The sequence below is a fragment of the Luteimonas sp. BLCC-B24 genome, assembly GCF_028550595.1.
In the GTDB taxonomy this organism is placed as follows: Bacteria; Pseudomonadota; Gammaproteobacteria; order Xanthomonadales; family Xanthomonadaceae; genus Luteimonas.
In genome coordinates this window covers 1-14,564 of record NZ_JAQQGN010000004.1, presented here as the reverse complement: position 1 = coordinate 14,564, position 14,564 = coordinate 1, and the positions used below count along the sequence as shown (strand labels likewise).

Below are 14,564 nucleotides of genomic sequence, written 5' to 3'. Positions count from 1 at the left end.
GTCGCCTGACCGGGCCCCTGACGGGTCGCCCGCCCTGCTCAGCCGCCGCGCATCTGCGCAAGCCCCCGCTCCCGGGTGACGACGGGCCGGTAGTCCAGCTCGCGTTTCGCCTTGGAAATGTCCACCGTGAAGGGCGCGCCGACCAGCCGCAGCATCTGGCGCGTGATCGGCGGCTCGCCGCGCCTCGAGAAGGTCCGCCACGCCCACTCCATCATCCCGGCCATGAGCCAGGCCAGCCCGAGGGGAACCGATGCACGCGGCGGCTCGACATCGCGTGTCCGGAGCAGACCCGACACCACCGCTTTGACGGTGCTGTCGTCGTCATCGCTGATGAAGTAGGCCTCGCCGCCGCGGCCCCGCACGGCGGCCGCTTCGAGCGCATGACAGACGTTGTCCACATGGGCGGTGGACATGGCCTGCGAGCCATCGCCGACCCAGCGGAACCGCCCTGCCCTCACCGTCTCGATCATGTGATCCAGCATCGGCATCCCCGCCCCCCAGATCATCGGCGGACGCACGACCACCGACTCGAAGATGCCGGGCCGATTGGCACCCAGCACCAGTGCTTCGCTGCGCGCCTTGGAGGCGCTGTAGGGCGCCCAGCGCCGCTGCTGCCGGGGCAGTGATTCGTCGACGTTCGACATCGCCTCGATATCACCCATCACCACGGCGGCCGCCCCGAGTTGCACGAATCGCGTCACCGACGCCTGCCTTGCCGCCTCGAGCAGATGCGCCGTGCCTTCGACGTTGGTCCGTTCGAACTCGACCGGATCGCCCCAGAGCTTGAAATGGGCGGCGACGTGGAACACCGCCTCACAGTCACGACAGGCGGCGTGCAGTGCGGCCGGATCGGTCAACGCACCTTCGACCGGCCGGGCACCGCGCTCGCGTGCGATGCGCGCGGCGTCCCCGTTGCGCACCAGGGCGGTGACCGTCCACCCGCGGCCGACCAGATGCTCGATCAGTCGGCCACCCACGAACCCGGACCCGCCCGTCACAAGACACGTCGAAGCGCGCATGTCACACCCCTATGTATCGAAGATATGTATAACGTATATCACCGATATACTTTGTCAAGTCCGTATCGAGGCGCATCCAGGAACGTCGCTAGGGTTCGCACGGCACACGCGTGCTCGCGCGAGACGCGGCGCGGCGTCTCCCGCACGGGTCGTTGAACGCGATGGCTGCGCAGCGAGGCGCCGGGCCGGGTCACATCTGTTGCCGATGCACATTCAGGCGCGCGAGGTCTGACGCGCCGATGCCCCACGCGCGGCAACGCCAGCGCCCGCGCGACGGTACCGCGGTGTGTTCGCGCGCCTCGCGCGTCAGGCAGGTCGCCGGGCTAGACGTCCGGCGTCGACAGTCGTGCGAGAACGGCGTCGAACAGCACGTCGCTCACGGCCTCGACCTCCTTCCGGGGGCGCCCCTGCGCCACCAGCGACAACACGCCCTGGGACGCCGCCCAGATGACGCGGGCGCTCGCCTCCACGGGGCCGTGCAGCCGGCCCATGTCGACCAGCCGCTGGACCCGTGCCTGTATCAACGCATACGCATCGGCCGTCAGCTCGGGCTGCGCGCGCGCGTGATGCACCAACAGGGCATACAGCGCGGGATGCTTGAGTGCGAACTCGACGGCGACGTCCCAACCCTCGCGAAGCTGATCCAGCGGGTCGGCAGACGCCGGGAGCATGCGCTTGCGTCGCATGAACGCATCGAGGCCCCGGCGCAGCAGCGCCCGCTCCAGGCCGTCCTTGTCGCCGAAATGGTGATACAGGGTCGGGGCCTTGATCCCCGCCGCGTCGCAGACCGCACGCGTCGTCAGGCCTGCCGGCCCATGCGCCTCGAGCAGCACGGAGGCCGCGTCCAGTATTGCGGTGTCGGTACCCATCCCGTCCTCGGAGACTGGCCGGCTGCACGACGCCGGCATCGATAGCCGGTCATGTTAGGGCGGCACCCCATTCCGATCCACAGCGCGAATGACCGCGGCGTCGACCGGCCTCTTCCTTGCGTGACGCCAATGCTCGCAGCCGCTGCGTGTCGCGAGCGACTGCAGGCGCGGCTCGCCCGATGCGCTGCCCGAAGCCGAGACCGTGTCGCGCCGTGCAACGCGCCCCGCCTCGACCGCCGGAACGATCACGCATGCACGCCCGCCGCCTTCAGAGTGAACCCGACGCGGTTCTTCGCTATTGTCCCGGTCGATGCGATGCCTGCCGCCGTCTCCATGCGAACCGACGACCGCGCCGTGACCGGCGACGCGGCCGCGCCCTGCCCCAATTGCGGCGCGCCGTTGCAAGGCGCGTACTGCGCCGAGTGCGGGCAGCGCCGCCTGCTCGATGCCGATCGCCGGCTGGGGCCCCTGCTGGGCCAGCTGTTCGGAGCCTTCACCAATTTCGACAACCGCGTCTGGCGCACCTTCCGCGCCCTGTTCTTCCGACCCGGCCGGTTGTCCAGCGACTACATCGCCGGGCGCCGTGCACGCTGGTTGCCACCCATCTCGCTGTTCGTCATCGCCAATCTGCTGTTTTTCCTGGCGCCGTCGCTGAGTGATTTCACCCTGCCCTTCGACGACCAGGTGCCCGGCCCGCTGGCACTCGCCGCACGCGACGACGCCGACCGCCTGTCACCTGCCACGCGTGCGCGCATCGAGCAATGGCCCGGCCAGCTGCACAGCCATGTGACGGCGCGCTGGGTGCAGGCGCGCGTCGCGAACCGGGACGCGGCCGCCCGCGCCCGCACCGACGGCCGCACGGGCTACACGGTGGCCGACTACGCGCGCGCCTACAACGCCCGCGCCGTGCCGATCAGCAAGGTGCTGATCATCCTCCACGTGCCCTTCGTCGCGCTGGTGCTGGCAGCGGCATTCCGACGCCGGCCGCTGTATTTCGCCGAACACCTGGTCGTCGCCCTGCACCTGTTCACGTTCTACGTGCTGCTGATCCAGCTGGTCGTCGGCCCGCTCGCCTATGCGGAGCGCGCACTGGGCGGCGCCTGGAGCGCCGCACTGGACCAGACCTGGCGCGCACTCGTCCTGGCGCTGTCGCTGGCCTATACCACCGTCGCCCTGCGCACGGTCTACGCCACCGCCTGGTGGCGCGCTGCCGCCGCCGCTGCCGCCCTTCTGCTGGTGCTGCTGGCGGCCAACTACACGGTGTATCGCGCCGTGCAGTTCGTGGCGGTGTTCGCGGTCACCTAGGCGCCGGGCACAGCACGAACAACAACGCCCCATACATCCGGTGACGGTCTGCCGCGGCCTCGACCGTCCTTCGCGATCCTGCTGATGCCCGGCACCGATCGGCAACGGCGTGCTCCCCGCCCGTCGTGCCTCGGGGATGCCACGGCAGCCCCGCGGGGCGTGAGGCTTTGCAGGCCGCCTGCGGCTATCGAGCGCCCGGGCAGACCAGCGACACGCCGTCGCCGTACTCCACATCGGCCGGAAGCGAGGCGTGCGGCTGCACGTCGATCACCACGCCGTGTCCAGGCGGCCAGCCGACGAAGACCGCCTCGATGTTTCCGCGTGCATCGAACAGCACGCGCTCCTGCACAGGCCGCGACGTGAGCGCGGCGAACTCGGGTGCGAGCGAGACGGCATACCTGCCGGGCAGATCCCCCGGCCCGGCGAAGCCGTGGAGCGCACCGAGTTCGCCGGCGTCGAACTGGCGCTGGACCGCGGCCTTCAACGCCGCGCGGTAGGCGGCGTCCGACAACGCGCGCGCGGCGGTCTCGCAGTCGGGGTCCTTCGCAGTGCTGCATGCGGCCAGCGCACCACACACGATCACGCACGCCGCGGTCGTGTATGCGAACCCTGCGTTGCGCGCGAAGCGCGATGCCCGGACGTGCCGCATCAGTCGAGCACCCAGCGGCCCGCCGCGTCCCAGCGAATGAAGATCCGCTCGCTCTTGGGCAACGGACGCTCCCGCGAGGGATCGCAGTCGCCGTTGCACAGGGCCAGCTGCAGGTCCGCAGTGCATTCCCAGTGCCCCGGCGCCGTCTGCGGAAGCCGGCGACAGGATTCCTTGCGCGCGTCGAACAGCTTTGCGCGGATCAGCCCCGGCGTGTCCGTCGCGGTGAGCGTCACGGGCAGCCCCCCGGCGTCTTCGAGGCGCTGGTAGGTCTCGAACGCGAGGCGCCGGACGTCCGCGGCCGAAGGCTCGGCGTCAGGCACGGGCGCGCCGGTGGACGAGGTGGCCGGCGCATCGCTCGGCAGCGCCGCCGTGGGCGAGAACTTCAGATCGATCGTCGCGGAGACATTCGCGGGATTCGCCATCGAGAACGCGGATGCCCACTGCCGCTCGTAGCCTTCGGGCACCTTCACCAGCAGCCACCCCTCCGCGCTTCGCCCTTCGAGGGTGAGTCCATAGCGCTCCACCCAGGCCAGCGCCATCGCCTCGGCCCCGGGCACGCGACGGGGTTGCACCACCACCCGCCCGGGCAGGATCGGATAGATCTTGTCTTCCGGGTCCGGCTCGGGCCGGTAGTCCTGTCCGTCCACGCGCAGCACGCCGCCGTCGTAGTCGACCACGTCGTTGCCTGGCGGATCGGCATCGCCGCAGCCTGCGAGCAGCGCGAGGCCCAGCGCAAGCGAAGCGACGCGCCGCATCGTCATCCATCCCCTCATCGGTAATCCCCCGAAGCGCATTGGCGCCCCCTGCTCAGCATTTTAGGAGGCAGCGAGAGCGCTCTGACAACCCCCGACGTCGAGCGGCTCCCCCTCCGCCGCTCGGCTCAGGGACGCGATGACCAGGCGGTCGCTCTTAGCCCGGCGAGGCAGATGCCTAGGCCGCTAGCGGGACGACGCGCACCTGCACGTGACGCCCGCCGAGGCCGGCGTGGCCTCACGCATGATTGCCCTGCCACTTTCCAGGGTGCGACGTCGTCCGCCACTATCCGCCCACCCTCGCCGGCAGCACGCACATGCCCAACCAAGACGACCTCAAGACCTTGAGCGACCACGCGTACGGCGCAATGGATCGCGGTGCACTCGCCGAGGCATCGCGCGCGTTCGATGCCCTGCTGCCGCGCGAGCCGGACAACCGCTACTACCACTACATGCGCGGTTTGGCCCACAAGTACATGCTGGACTGGCCGGTCTGTCTGCACGCCAACCTGCGCGCCATCGAGTTGTGCGATGAATTCGGGGAAGCCGAGCACTGGAATGCGGCCATCGCCGCCACCGCCCTGGGCGATTGGGCCACCGTGCGACGGTTGTGGTCCGCTTGTGGCATCCGCATCCCCGAAGGCGACGGCCCGATCCACGGCGACTACGGTGTCGCCGTGGTGCGCCTGCACCCGTGGCAGGGCGGCGAGACCGTCTTCATGCGCAGGATCGACCCTGTGCGTGCGCGATTGCTCAACGTGCCCCTGCCGGAAAGCGGGCACCTTCAGTACCCGGCGCCCCGCAGGTTCGGATGCGATCCAGCCGCGGCGGTATCCCGAAGGCGACACATCGAGGATTTGAACTTCGGCGGCGTCACGCTTCAGCCAGCACCTGAGCCACACAGGCGTCGTGACCGGCCCTGCCTCGCACTGCTGCCGTGTGGCGACGGACATCGCCCGCGCGAAGTCCCCGGCCACCGTCGCTCGAATCAACCGGCGTTCTTGTCCGCTCGGCTTTCCGCGAATTCCGGGAAGGTGTCGGCAATCGAATCCCTGTCCGGCAGGATGTAGAACACGCCACCCTTCTCGAACGTCGAGCGGATGACCTGCTCGTAGAACGCGGGCGAGACGTTGATGCAGCCATGCGTGACGCGGTTGTCGTCCGGCGTGGGCGACGCCAGGCGCTCGTCGCGTCGCTCGGCCGGAAGGCCGCTCGCCGTGGGATGCAGCGAGACAGCCGAGTCGTAGTCCACCCAGAGCACACGCCCGGCATCGATCGAGGGGCCGTAGCCACCCACGAAGCGGCCGGCAGGTGTGGTGCGGTCCCGTCCCGGAATTTCGCGCAGGGCCAAGCCCGCGATGCCGGGCGCGACGTGGTCACCGACGGCCGAGCCGAACAGCCCGGGGGCCGCGCCACGCAGCTTGCCGTCGCCGCCGAACACCAGCACCTGCGCGGCGGCCTTGTCGATCACCGCGAACGGATACCCGTGGTTGTCATTGGCGGCGATGACCCAGCCCGCGAGCTCGATGACCGTATCCGAGACGTCCTGTCCGCGCGGAAGCTGGTCGACCGAGGCGACCGGTTGCGCAGCGGCGTCTTCCTTGGCGACGGCCACGCCGACGCTCGTGCTTGCCAGCGCGATCAGCAGGGCGCCGTGGACGACCCGCATCACAGTGTGTGTGGACCTGGCGATGGGAAAGCTCCTCGAACAAACGGACGACACACCGGGACCCGTGGCCACCGAGGGCCGACGGGTCCCGGTTCGCTCGGATCAACCGCGCGGCGTACGACGCGGCGCCGTCTCGAGCTGCTGGACGCGACGTTCCATCTGGTCCAGGCGCTGGTTGGCCTGCGTGGCGGACTGGTTGGCGGATTCCGCGCTCTGGGCCGCGCCCTGCACGCGCGAATCGAGCGAATCCAGGCGCGAATCGATGCGGGCGAAGTCCTCCTTGTAGGTGGCGCAGCCACCCAGGCCCACGGCGGCGACGAGCGCCACGCCGATCAGTTGTGCCGTCTTCTTGTGCTGTTGGATGAGCGACATCTCGGGGTCTCCTGCTTCGGGGGAGTCCGGAATATAGCGGCGTTTTCCGTGCATGAACCGTGCGTCTTCAGGCGGAATTGGAATACGTGGAAGGCCTGTGAAGACCACGGAAATAGTGCTGCTCCAAACGAATAGGGAAGGCAACTAGGACGTACCCTAGATGCTGAAACGATCAGGGTGTGCTGTGCCTATCTTCAGGGACGGCAACCACGTGCCTTCTGCTCGCTGCTAGCGGCCCATGACCTCGATGGCGAGGCGCTCCGTCAAGATGCAGTCCGGGCGTCCGCACGCTCAACGCCTCAGGCCGATTCCGTGCCGCGCTATGGAGCGAACGGCCCCGCCGTCGACGCGATATGCATTCCCGCGCGGGAGCCGGATGAGGTCGCGCGCAATCTCCACAGGTTTCGGCCCGCGTTAGGGGCGGCAATCCCCATACAGCGCAATGCGAGGGGTGACTACGTTGCGTCTGCGGCAACGACGCCGCGTCTGCATGAGGACACCCATGGCCACCTTGCGCCACAGCCCGAGCCAATACCAACTGTCGGAGCACGACGTCGACCTGCAGGACACGCCGCCTTGCACCGAAGCGGAGTGCCTCCGAAAAGGGAAGCAAGCCACAGCCAAGCAAATGGCCTTGGACAAGCTCAAGCGCGCGGCAGGCATCGACAGTCTGTCGCTCGATCAATTCGAAGTCACCCAGACCGGGGTCAGTGCCACCGGCCCCCACACGCCTGTGGAGTGGCGATACGAGACGACGCTCGGCAACGGCGACCGCGCGAGACACTGGACCTTGGTCGTCGATCTGGACAGCGTGCCCCCCGGCCAAACGGGAAACGGGCCGGATCGATCGCACGTCGGCTACTCGTATTGGAGCACCGGGTACGATCCCGTCGCGCGCGTCAACGGGCACATCTTCATCGAGTATGTGACGGCGTCACGCAGCTGATTCGCTGCGAGGGCTGAAGACGCTGTCCCGAACGGGGGTGCGCTTATCCGCACCCCCGTTTTTCTGCCTGCTCGCCGGCGTTGCCGTCACAGAAGATCCGATCACCCAGGGCCATGACGCCGTGATGACGCAGCGCGTTGAACGCGGCCCGAGCGTGCCGCGGAACCCGCGATCCCATCACAGAATTCCGCAGAAGCCGAAAATTTCTGCCACTAGGGAAGACCGATCCCCTACACCCGCGTTGGACGCCTCCATAGCGTGAGGCACCACCAACTGCCATGGATGCACAGGGGGTTTCATGGACCACACAGGGACGTCGCAGTGGCGCGTTTCCGGCATGCAGCCGGGCGAGTGCTTCATCAGCCTGATCGGCGGCGCGTCGATTTTCCAGGGCGAATCGCGGCACATGTGCGTGAGCTTCTGCGAGCAGAACAAGGCGTTCGTGGTCGAGGCGTTGCCGGCGTCGCTGGCCGAAATCGGTGCGATCGGCGGCTTCGAGTTGATCATCGACCTGGTCAACAGCTACGGCGGCAAGCGCCTCTATCTTCCGACGCGCGCCGCGCGGTTTTTCGACATGACCGGCTTGGACGTGCCGTCGGTGGTCTACCAGCACTGGCGCGACATCGCCGACGTGAACGGCCAGTTGGACATTCCCAGCTCCTGGGGCCTGTTCCTGTCGCTGCGCCGGGCGGCCATCCGTGTCGCCGTCGCCAGAAAGTGGCCCCCCGAAATGCTCCACGCCACCTTCGGCGTGTCCAGGCGTCAGCTGAAGGCCTACCGCAACTAGACGCCAACGCACATCGAAGCGACGGCATGTCGCTCGCTCCCCACCCATTCGACACTTCATCCGGAGACCCACCATGCCATCCACCATCCCGTACGACCCCGCCCTTGCCCTCGGCAATGTGGTCAGCAGAGAGCGACTCGAAGTGCTCGAGCAGATCGCCGCGGCGCAGGCGCCCGCCGACGCCGCCGAAGACTCGCTCAACTCCTTGCTCGCGACCAAGCGCTCACTGGACATGACGTCCCAGGAGCTCGCCGGCATGGGCATCGACACGAAGGAACTGGACGCCGAACGCGCCGAGTTCGGCCAGTCGGTGTCCGCGGCCGCCGAGGCCTACGCCAAGGCGAAGATCCAGGCCATCCGGGCCACACAACCGCTGCGCGCGAAGCTTCCGGGTATCAGCGAGTCCATCGAATCCCCCATCGACTACAACCGCAGCCAGATCAAGCAGATGCCGCTCTCGGCCGACGGCCTGCGGATGAACATCCAGTACTTCAGCCGGGACGAGAACGCCCAGGACTCGGGCAGTCATGCCTCCGACGTCGCCCAGTTCATCAGCGGCCAGGTCGGGTATCTGGGCAGTTCGTTCGCATCCCAGGCCTCGCGCTCGTCGGCCAGCCAGGTGCACAGCCAGACCCAGAACCACAGCATCAGCGGCACGCTGGTGATCGCCATCACCTGCACCCACAAGGACGCCGTACTGCTCGCGCCGCTGATTCTCGATGTCGACAAGGGCGTCCGGGCGTTCAACGCCTTTTTTCCGGACGACATGATCAAGACCGATTCGCCGGCCAGCATTCAGGACATCGCCGCACGCTCCGAAACCAAGGACGAAAAGGCACTCACGATCCTCTCCGGCGCCACCATGGGCTCCTGCTTCATCGGCATGGTGCACATCCTCAACACCACCGATACACGGAGCAGCGAGGCGATGGCGAGCATCGCCTCCTCGCTGCAGACACAGATGAAGGTCGGCAGCTGGTTCCAGAGCGCGTCCGGCGGCTTCGGCATCAGCCGGACCTTCAGTGACGATGCCAAATCCTTGCTGTCCTCGCAGAACATCACCTCCCACTGCACCCTGACCACCATCGGCTCCATCCCGTCGATCAAGTCCAACCAGGTGAAGATGGGCGTGCGCGAATTCGCCGACAACGACGGATCGGCGTCGATGACCGCCCTGCTCAAGCTGCAAGGGGTGACCCAGACCGAGCGGGATTCCGTCGCATCGTCCGCCACTGCCGCGCGCACAGGGCAAGGCCTGGTGGCCATGAAGTCAGGACAGATGGAAAGCGCGCTCTCCGCGCTGAAGGACATCGACGACGGCGCCAACAAGATCATCGACATCAATTCCATGATGGATGCGCTGGACGATTACGTGCAGAAGTGCCTGGACGGCAAGATCGGCGCGCCGATCACCTACTACCTCAAGCGGATCACCGCCTCGCAGCTGGCGCAGGGCTGGATGGCCAAGTACTACCCCGGCAAATACCTGGCGGTTTCGATCGACGACTCCAGCCCGGCAACACCCGGCACAGGAGGCAAGGACGCCGATCCGCCGCCTGCTGACGCCGGCGGTGGCGGCTGACGCCGACATCGACCGCAAGGAGCCGCGCCCTCATGCATTCCGCCATCCGATTCGTGCGGGCGCTGGCCAGCCTGCCGGAGACCGATCGCGCCTGGCTGCGCGCCGTGCTGGCCGCCTGCGCGGACGGCCCCATCGCGCTCAGTGAAGCATGGCAACGGGCGTGGTTCTCGCCGCGCCCCGGTACCGGACTGATCCTTCAGCCGGACGCCGGGGCCGCCTACCTCTACGTCGCGGTCGCGCAGGCGGGCACACGCGACAGACTGGGGGCGGAGACCCTGTCCGCCGCCGTGCTGCTCGCCGACATGGCGCGCTGTGGCATCGCCACCGCGCACCCTGTCGCGCACGCCACGCCCGGCGCCTTCCGCTGCATCGGCGACATCTTCGATACGCCGCGCGTCGCCGTGGAGCACGGCACGCCGCGCATCGTGCTCAATGCGGCGGGCGACTACACCGAGGATCCCACCGAGATCCGCTGCGCCGGCGGCGACGTGCGGTATGTCGGGCATCCCTTCGGCCCCGAGGCCTCCGCACTGCTGCTGCAGTTCACCAGCGGCGTAATGGCAATCCGGGCCGACGCGCGGGCCACCGCACTTCGCGATTCGCTCGCGTCCGAGCGCACCCGCCCCACGCGCGTCGAGGCAGAGGGGGCACCGGAGCCCACGGACGCGGATGCGGCATCGCCAGACCTGGTGGACGAGGCCCTGCCCCACACGACGTGGGATGCGGCGGCATGGCCGGGCAGTGCGTTTTCAGCATCGGCATCGCGCCCGACGCGTCGGCGCCGCGCGCATCGCTGCCCCAGGTGGGTGGCCGCCCTCGTCGCCTGCAAGCTCTGCGTGGCGTTCGGCGTGGGCATCGGCGTGTATGTGGACGATGTCGCCGAGTTCCTCGCGGTGTCGCAGGACATCAGCGCCGATGCGCATCCCGGCCCCCTCCCGCCCTCCCAAAGCCCCACTGCATCGGCGCAACCGCCGGCCATGCCGGAGACCTGGCCCACGCCCCTGCGCGAGGACCATGACCTGGACCCGCATGATGCGACCGTAGACATACCGCAGCCCGCGCCATCCGCCCTGCTCGGCACCGACATCTCCCAGTGGTCCGGCCACGGCGCGCGGGGCGCCAGCGCGGTGTTCGACGCCGTGCCGGATCTGCATTTCGCCTTCGTCCGGGTGGCCTATGGGCGGCGCCTGGACCACGAGTTCCACAGCAACTGGCAGTTGATGGCCGAACGCGGCATCTATCGGGGCGCCTACGTGTTTCTCAGGCTCGACGAGGACCCCATCGCCCAGGTCGACAACGCCGTCGACGCCCTGGGGCCGGCCACGTCCCGGGATCTCTGCCTGGCCATCGACTTCGAGGAACTCAGTTTCACTCCGCGCGGCCCGCCCCACGACAAACAAGACGTTGCGCGCATCGTGCTGGCCGCGCTCGAGCGCGCACGGCACCGCCTGGGTTGCATGCCGCTGCTCTACACCAACTGGAGCATGGGCAGCACCTACCTGCACGATCCGCAGTTCGCGCAATACCCGCTCTGGATTGCCGACTGGACCGACGCCCCCGCCCCGCGCCTGCCGCCGGCATGGACCACCTTCGCGTTCTGGCAGCGCTCTGATCGGCTGCCGGCAAGCCCCAGCGCCGCGGACCTCGACCTCTTCCCCGGCACGCCGGCAGACCTGGCGCGCTTGCTCCGCCACTGACTTCCGTTCGCGGCGCATCGACGTTGACTGACGTCGGCCGCACGGGCGGATTGCAGCTGGGCTGCTGCGCGGTTGCCGCGAGAGCCCTGCCACCGCGCATCCAGGCGATGCATCTCACGGCGCTACCTGCGGCGTGGCGGGCCGTTCGCTGACGGCGTGCGGCGGCACAGAACCGGGGAACGTCGTTCCCCTACCGGAGCACCGCCTGGGCTCCTACGGTGGGCATGCAGCACTCGATCGCCTCGCAATGAACAGGTCAAGCGCACCGACGCCCCCCTGTTACCTCAGCCACCCGCCGGAGAACGACCGCCATGCCTTTCACGCCTGCACAGCTCGCCACCCAGATGGCGCATCCACAACTCGCGACATGGGCCAGTTCCAGCCCGCAGAACCAAGGGCCATACCTCCAGCCGTACATCGCGTACTTCAACGGAATCCAGGCATGGATCGACGTCCATGGCGGCAACGGCGCGCCGTTTGGCTACGACAACGTCGCAGGGATGGAGGTCAACGGCGTCCAAGTCCAGCTGCTCGGCCCCCAGCAAAAGGCGCCTTTCAACGATGCCTTCAACGATGTCCGCGCGCACCTGGGTCAGCAGGGCTTCCGGCTCTTCCAGGCAGCGGAGGCGAGCCAGCGGCTGATCGGCGTACTCAACAGGATGTAACGGCACACCGCCGTCCACCACGAGACCCGACAAGGAGAGACACCATGACATGCACATCCGGCTCGGTTGAATCCGTCGCCGACAAGACGGTCGCCGCCAAGGCACAGATCGACAAACTGACGGTATTGCTAAAGGACGACGACGAGAAAACGCGGAAGTACTTCATCGACGCAATTGGCGTCCATCTCAGGGATGCCAAGGTCACCGATGCACGCGAGCTCTCGTTCAACTCGGACACCAAGATCGAGTACACGAGCGAGTTCAGCCTGGACAAGATCGCGGCGGTCGTCACGTCAGCGCTCAAGGCGGTGGCCGCCGCACAGGATCCAACCTCGCCTTCGCCCGCTATGAGCGAACAGGCCATCGCCGCCTACTCGGACGTGGTCAACACGGTCGCGGAGGCGGCCAAGTCGTCGTCTACGTCGGCTGCCAGCCTGGCGTTCAGCATGACCCGGCTGTCGCCAGGACTGTTCTCGTTCCTGTATGCCACCTCGGTGAACATCAAGGACGTGGACACCTTCGGCGCCGAGGCCGTGACGGCGACAGCGATCTACTACCGTTTCATGCAGAGCATCGACGACGTCAAGAACGAGTCCGCGTTCGGCAACGCCCTCATCGATGCCCAGAACCTCAGGCGTATGAAGCAGCTGCAGGCCGGCCTGACGGAGGACCTGGCGAAGGACACGCTCGACATCGAGGAATGGGCCAAGAAGGACAGCGCGTACGACCTGGCGGTGAAGAAAATCCAGCAACGCCTCAAGGAAGCAAGCTTTGATGTCACGAAACCGGTGGTTCTGCAGAGGGCGCACGGCTTTGGACCCGCCGTCGAGCATTCGTTCACGGCGGGCTCCCTGGTGACCCAGCAGATCGTGCGCGCGTCGATCAAGGCACTGGCTTCGAGGGGCAACGCCTACCAGGCCGCCGTAAGTGCCTCTGAAGCACGCCTGGCCAACAACTACTACTAGCGCGCCGGCACGCGCGCGCCGATACCCCCCATCAACGCAGTGGCTGCCATGCAGACCACTCCAAGGAAAACGCAATGCCAATCCAACTCTATCGAGGCGATACCCGCACTCCCGAACAGATCCAGGCGGCGAACGGGTTCGCCGCCCGGGCGCCCCTCACACCAGCCACCGCAATCGCCCTGGTCAACCGATGCATGGGTCAGGCGGGCCCCTACGCCGCAGTTGCGCTGCCTCCGCCGGCGAATACGACACCGCTGCAGACCGCCCTGAACAGCGCGAATCGCATCAATCTGCTGGCGTTGATGGCGGAGATCAAGAAGGGCAAGAGTCAGGACACAGTGCACATCTCGACCGATGTCACCCCGGACGCTGGCGGTTACGGCACCAGCTACGTGTACCGCATGACGTTCACGCTCAACTACCAAGTCAACGGACAGGGCGCGGTCATCCCCGTGGGCAACAATTCCGACGTGCTCGCATCAGCGGTTGGCACCCGACTCGTCTTCGAGGGTGCAAACCTGGCCACGTCGCAACTCATCGCGCTGACCGGCGTCGGCGCCGTGGGTCTCACGGAGGTGGCCTTCCTCACGTCCATCCCGTATGCGCACATCACCCACTACCAGGCGCCCGGCACCACCGCCTGGGTGGCCATGCCCTGACGCACGGAACGCACGCTGTCCCGCGCGGCGTGCGAAGAGACTCGACAAGAGCCTGACGGCCGCCGTCGCACACAGATCGCGTGCCACCGACTTCACGCCCCCAAAAGAAAAGGCCCGCCAATGGCGGGCCTTGTTGTGATGTGTTGCCGTTCAAACAACGGTGTCCACGTAGGTCAACCCCGCCCAGGGCTGCTGGCACGCCGGGCAGTTCGTGTTCGGCGCCTCCATCGTATGCGTCACAGGAGAAAACCCGGGAAGCACGCCAGGGGCGGCCGGGTTCACGCGGATCTGCCCAGCAAGCCAGCTGTCGATGCAACCGGAGTGGAAGCGTGCCGCGCACGTGCTTCCGTGTCGCCGAGCCGTGTCACCGGGGTTGAAGGTCTTTTGGCATATCGGGCACATCTCGCCCGCGTTCGTCACCATCTGCGTACTCCTCGAGATAAAGGTCAGGGATTCGTCTGCGCAGACGGCTACGGCCGTGCTGCCTGTCCAACCTATGGCGCCGGCAAGTGGCCGCGTAAGAGGAACAGCAATCCCTACTTCTCCGATTGTGACCTGCCCCCACTGAGCCGTACCACTCGAAGCTAGGTAGAGTCCGTCACCGAGAGAGGACGGACATGCGCAAGAG

The 14,564-nt window shown here is 67.5% G+C and carries 15 protein-coding genes; 9 read left to right on the top strand and 6 right to left on the bottom strand.

Annotated elements, in window-relative coordinates:
* Positions 1–38 precede the first annotated feature (38 nt).
* Positions 39–1,019, bottom strand: a complete 981-nt coding sequence (locus PQS31_RS09840) for an NAD-dependent epimerase/dehydratase family protein (RefSeq protein WP_272762547.1) — start codon at positions 1,017–1,019, stop codon at positions 39–41.
* A 323-nt stretch (positions 1,020–1,342) separates the two neighbouring features.
* The gene (locus PQS31_RS09835; protein WP_272762546.1) at positions 1,343–1,888 is read right to left on the bottom strand and encodes a TetR/AcrR family transcriptional regulator; all 546 of its coding nucleotides are present in this window, start codon (positions 1,886–1,888) and stop codon (positions 1,343–1,345) included.
* A 333-nt stretch (positions 1,889–2,221) separates the two neighbouring features.
* Here PQS31_RS09835 and PQS31_RS09830 point away from each other — a divergent pair, with 333 nt between their 5' ends.
* Positions 2,222–3,193: a DUF3667 domain-containing protein gene (locus PQS31_RS09830; RefSeq protein WP_272762545.1), complete on the top strand. Its 972-nt coding sequence runs from the start codon at positions 2,222–2,224 to the stop codon at positions 3,191–3,193.
* A 184-nt stretch (positions 3,194–3,377) separates the two neighbouring features.
* Here the strand turns inward: PQS31_RS09830 and PQS31_RS09825 are convergent, their stop codons facing one another.
* Together PQS31_RS09825 and PQS31_RS09820 are read right to left on the bottom strand one after the other, a co-directional pair.
* Entirely contained in the window at positions 3,378–3,776 is a 399-nt protein-coding gene (locus PQS31_RS09825; protein ID WP_272762544.1) for a hypothetical protein, read from the bottom strand.
* Positions 3,777–3,841: 65 nt separating this feature from the next.
* Complete coding sequence (locus PQS31_RS09820; protein WP_272762543.1) at positions 3,842–4,597, bottom strand: hypothetical protein; 756 nt, start codon at positions 4,595–4,597, stop codon at positions 3,842–3,844.
* A gap of 314 nt (positions 4,598–4,911) precedes the next feature.
* On the opposite strand from PQS31_RS09820, the gene PQS31_RS09815 reads away from it, so the two are divergent.
* Entirely contained in the window at positions 4,912–5,664 is a 753-nt protein-coding gene (locus PQS31_RS09815; RefSeq protein ID WP_272762542.1) for a hypothetical protein, read from the top strand.
* Here the strand turns inward: PQS31_RS09815 and PQS31_RS09810 are convergent.
* Together PQS31_RS09810 and PQS31_RS09805 are read right to left on the bottom strand one after the other, a co-directional pair.
* Positions 5,583–6,263: a hypothetical protein gene (locus PQS31_RS09810; RefSeq protein ID WP_272762541.1), complete on the bottom strand. Its 681-nt coding sequence runs from the start codon at positions 6,261–6,263 to the stop codon at positions 5,583–5,585. The two genes, PQS31_RS09815 and PQS31_RS09810, sit on opposite strands and share 82 nt — an antisense overlap.
* Before the next feature lie 102 nt (positions 6,264–6,365).
* Positions 6,366–6,635 (bottom strand): hypothetical protein, encoded by a 270-nt coding sequence (locus PQS31_RS09805; protein ID WP_272762540.1) that lies wholly within the window; start codon positions 6,633–6,635, stop codon positions 6,366–6,368.
* Between the two features lie 502 nt (positions 6,636–7,137).
* Between PQS31_RS09805 and PQS31_RS09800 the strand changes: the two genes are divergently transcribed.
* The 7 genes from PQS31_RS09800 (at position 7,138) to PQS31_RS09770 (ending at position 13,936) form a co-directional block, all read left to right on the top strand.
* The gene (locus PQS31_RS09800; protein ID WP_272762539.1) at positions 7,138–7,581 is read left to right on the top strand and encodes a polymorphic toxin type 47 domain-containing protein; all 444 of its coding nucleotides are present in this window, start codon (positions 7,138–7,140) and stop codon (positions 7,579–7,581) included.
* Positions 7,582–7,879: 298 nt separating this feature from the next.
* Complete coding sequence (locus tag PQS31_RS09795; protein WP_272762538.1) at positions 7,880–8,368, top strand: hypothetical protein; 489 nt, start codon at positions 7,880–7,882, stop codon at positions 8,366–8,368.
* Between the two features lie 73 nt (positions 8,369–8,441).
* Positions 8,442–9,950 (top strand): hypothetical protein, encoded by a 1,509-nt coding sequence (locus tag PQS31_RS09790; protein ID WP_272762537.1) that lies wholly within the window; start codon positions 8,442–8,444, stop codon positions 9,948–9,950.
* A 32-nt stretch (positions 9,951–9,982) separates the two neighbouring features.
* Entirely contained in the window at positions 9,983–11,647 is a 1,665-nt protein-coding gene (locus tag PQS31_RS09785) for a GH25 family lysozyme (RefSeq protein WP_272762536.1), read from the top strand.
* 311 nt (positions 11,648–11,958) lie between these two features.
* On the top strand, positions 11,959–12,312 hold the full coding sequence (locus tag PQS31_RS09780) for a hypothetical protein (protein ID WP_272762535.1): 354 nt from the start codon (positions 11,959–11,961) through the stop codon (positions 12,310–12,312).
* A gap of 44 nt (positions 12,313–12,356) precedes the next feature.
* Positions 12,357–13,277 (top strand): hypothetical protein, encoded by a 921-nt coding sequence (locus PQS31_RS09775; protein WP_272762534.1) that lies wholly within the window; start codon positions 12,357–12,359, stop codon positions 13,275–13,277.
* Positions 13,278–13,351: 74 nt separating this feature from the next.
* Positions 13,352–13,936 (top strand): hypothetical protein, encoded by a 585-nt coding sequence (locus PQS31_RS09770; protein WP_272762533.1) that lies wholly within the window; start codon positions 13,352–13,354, stop codon positions 13,934–13,936.
* Positions 13,937–14,564 lie beyond the last annotated feature (628 nt).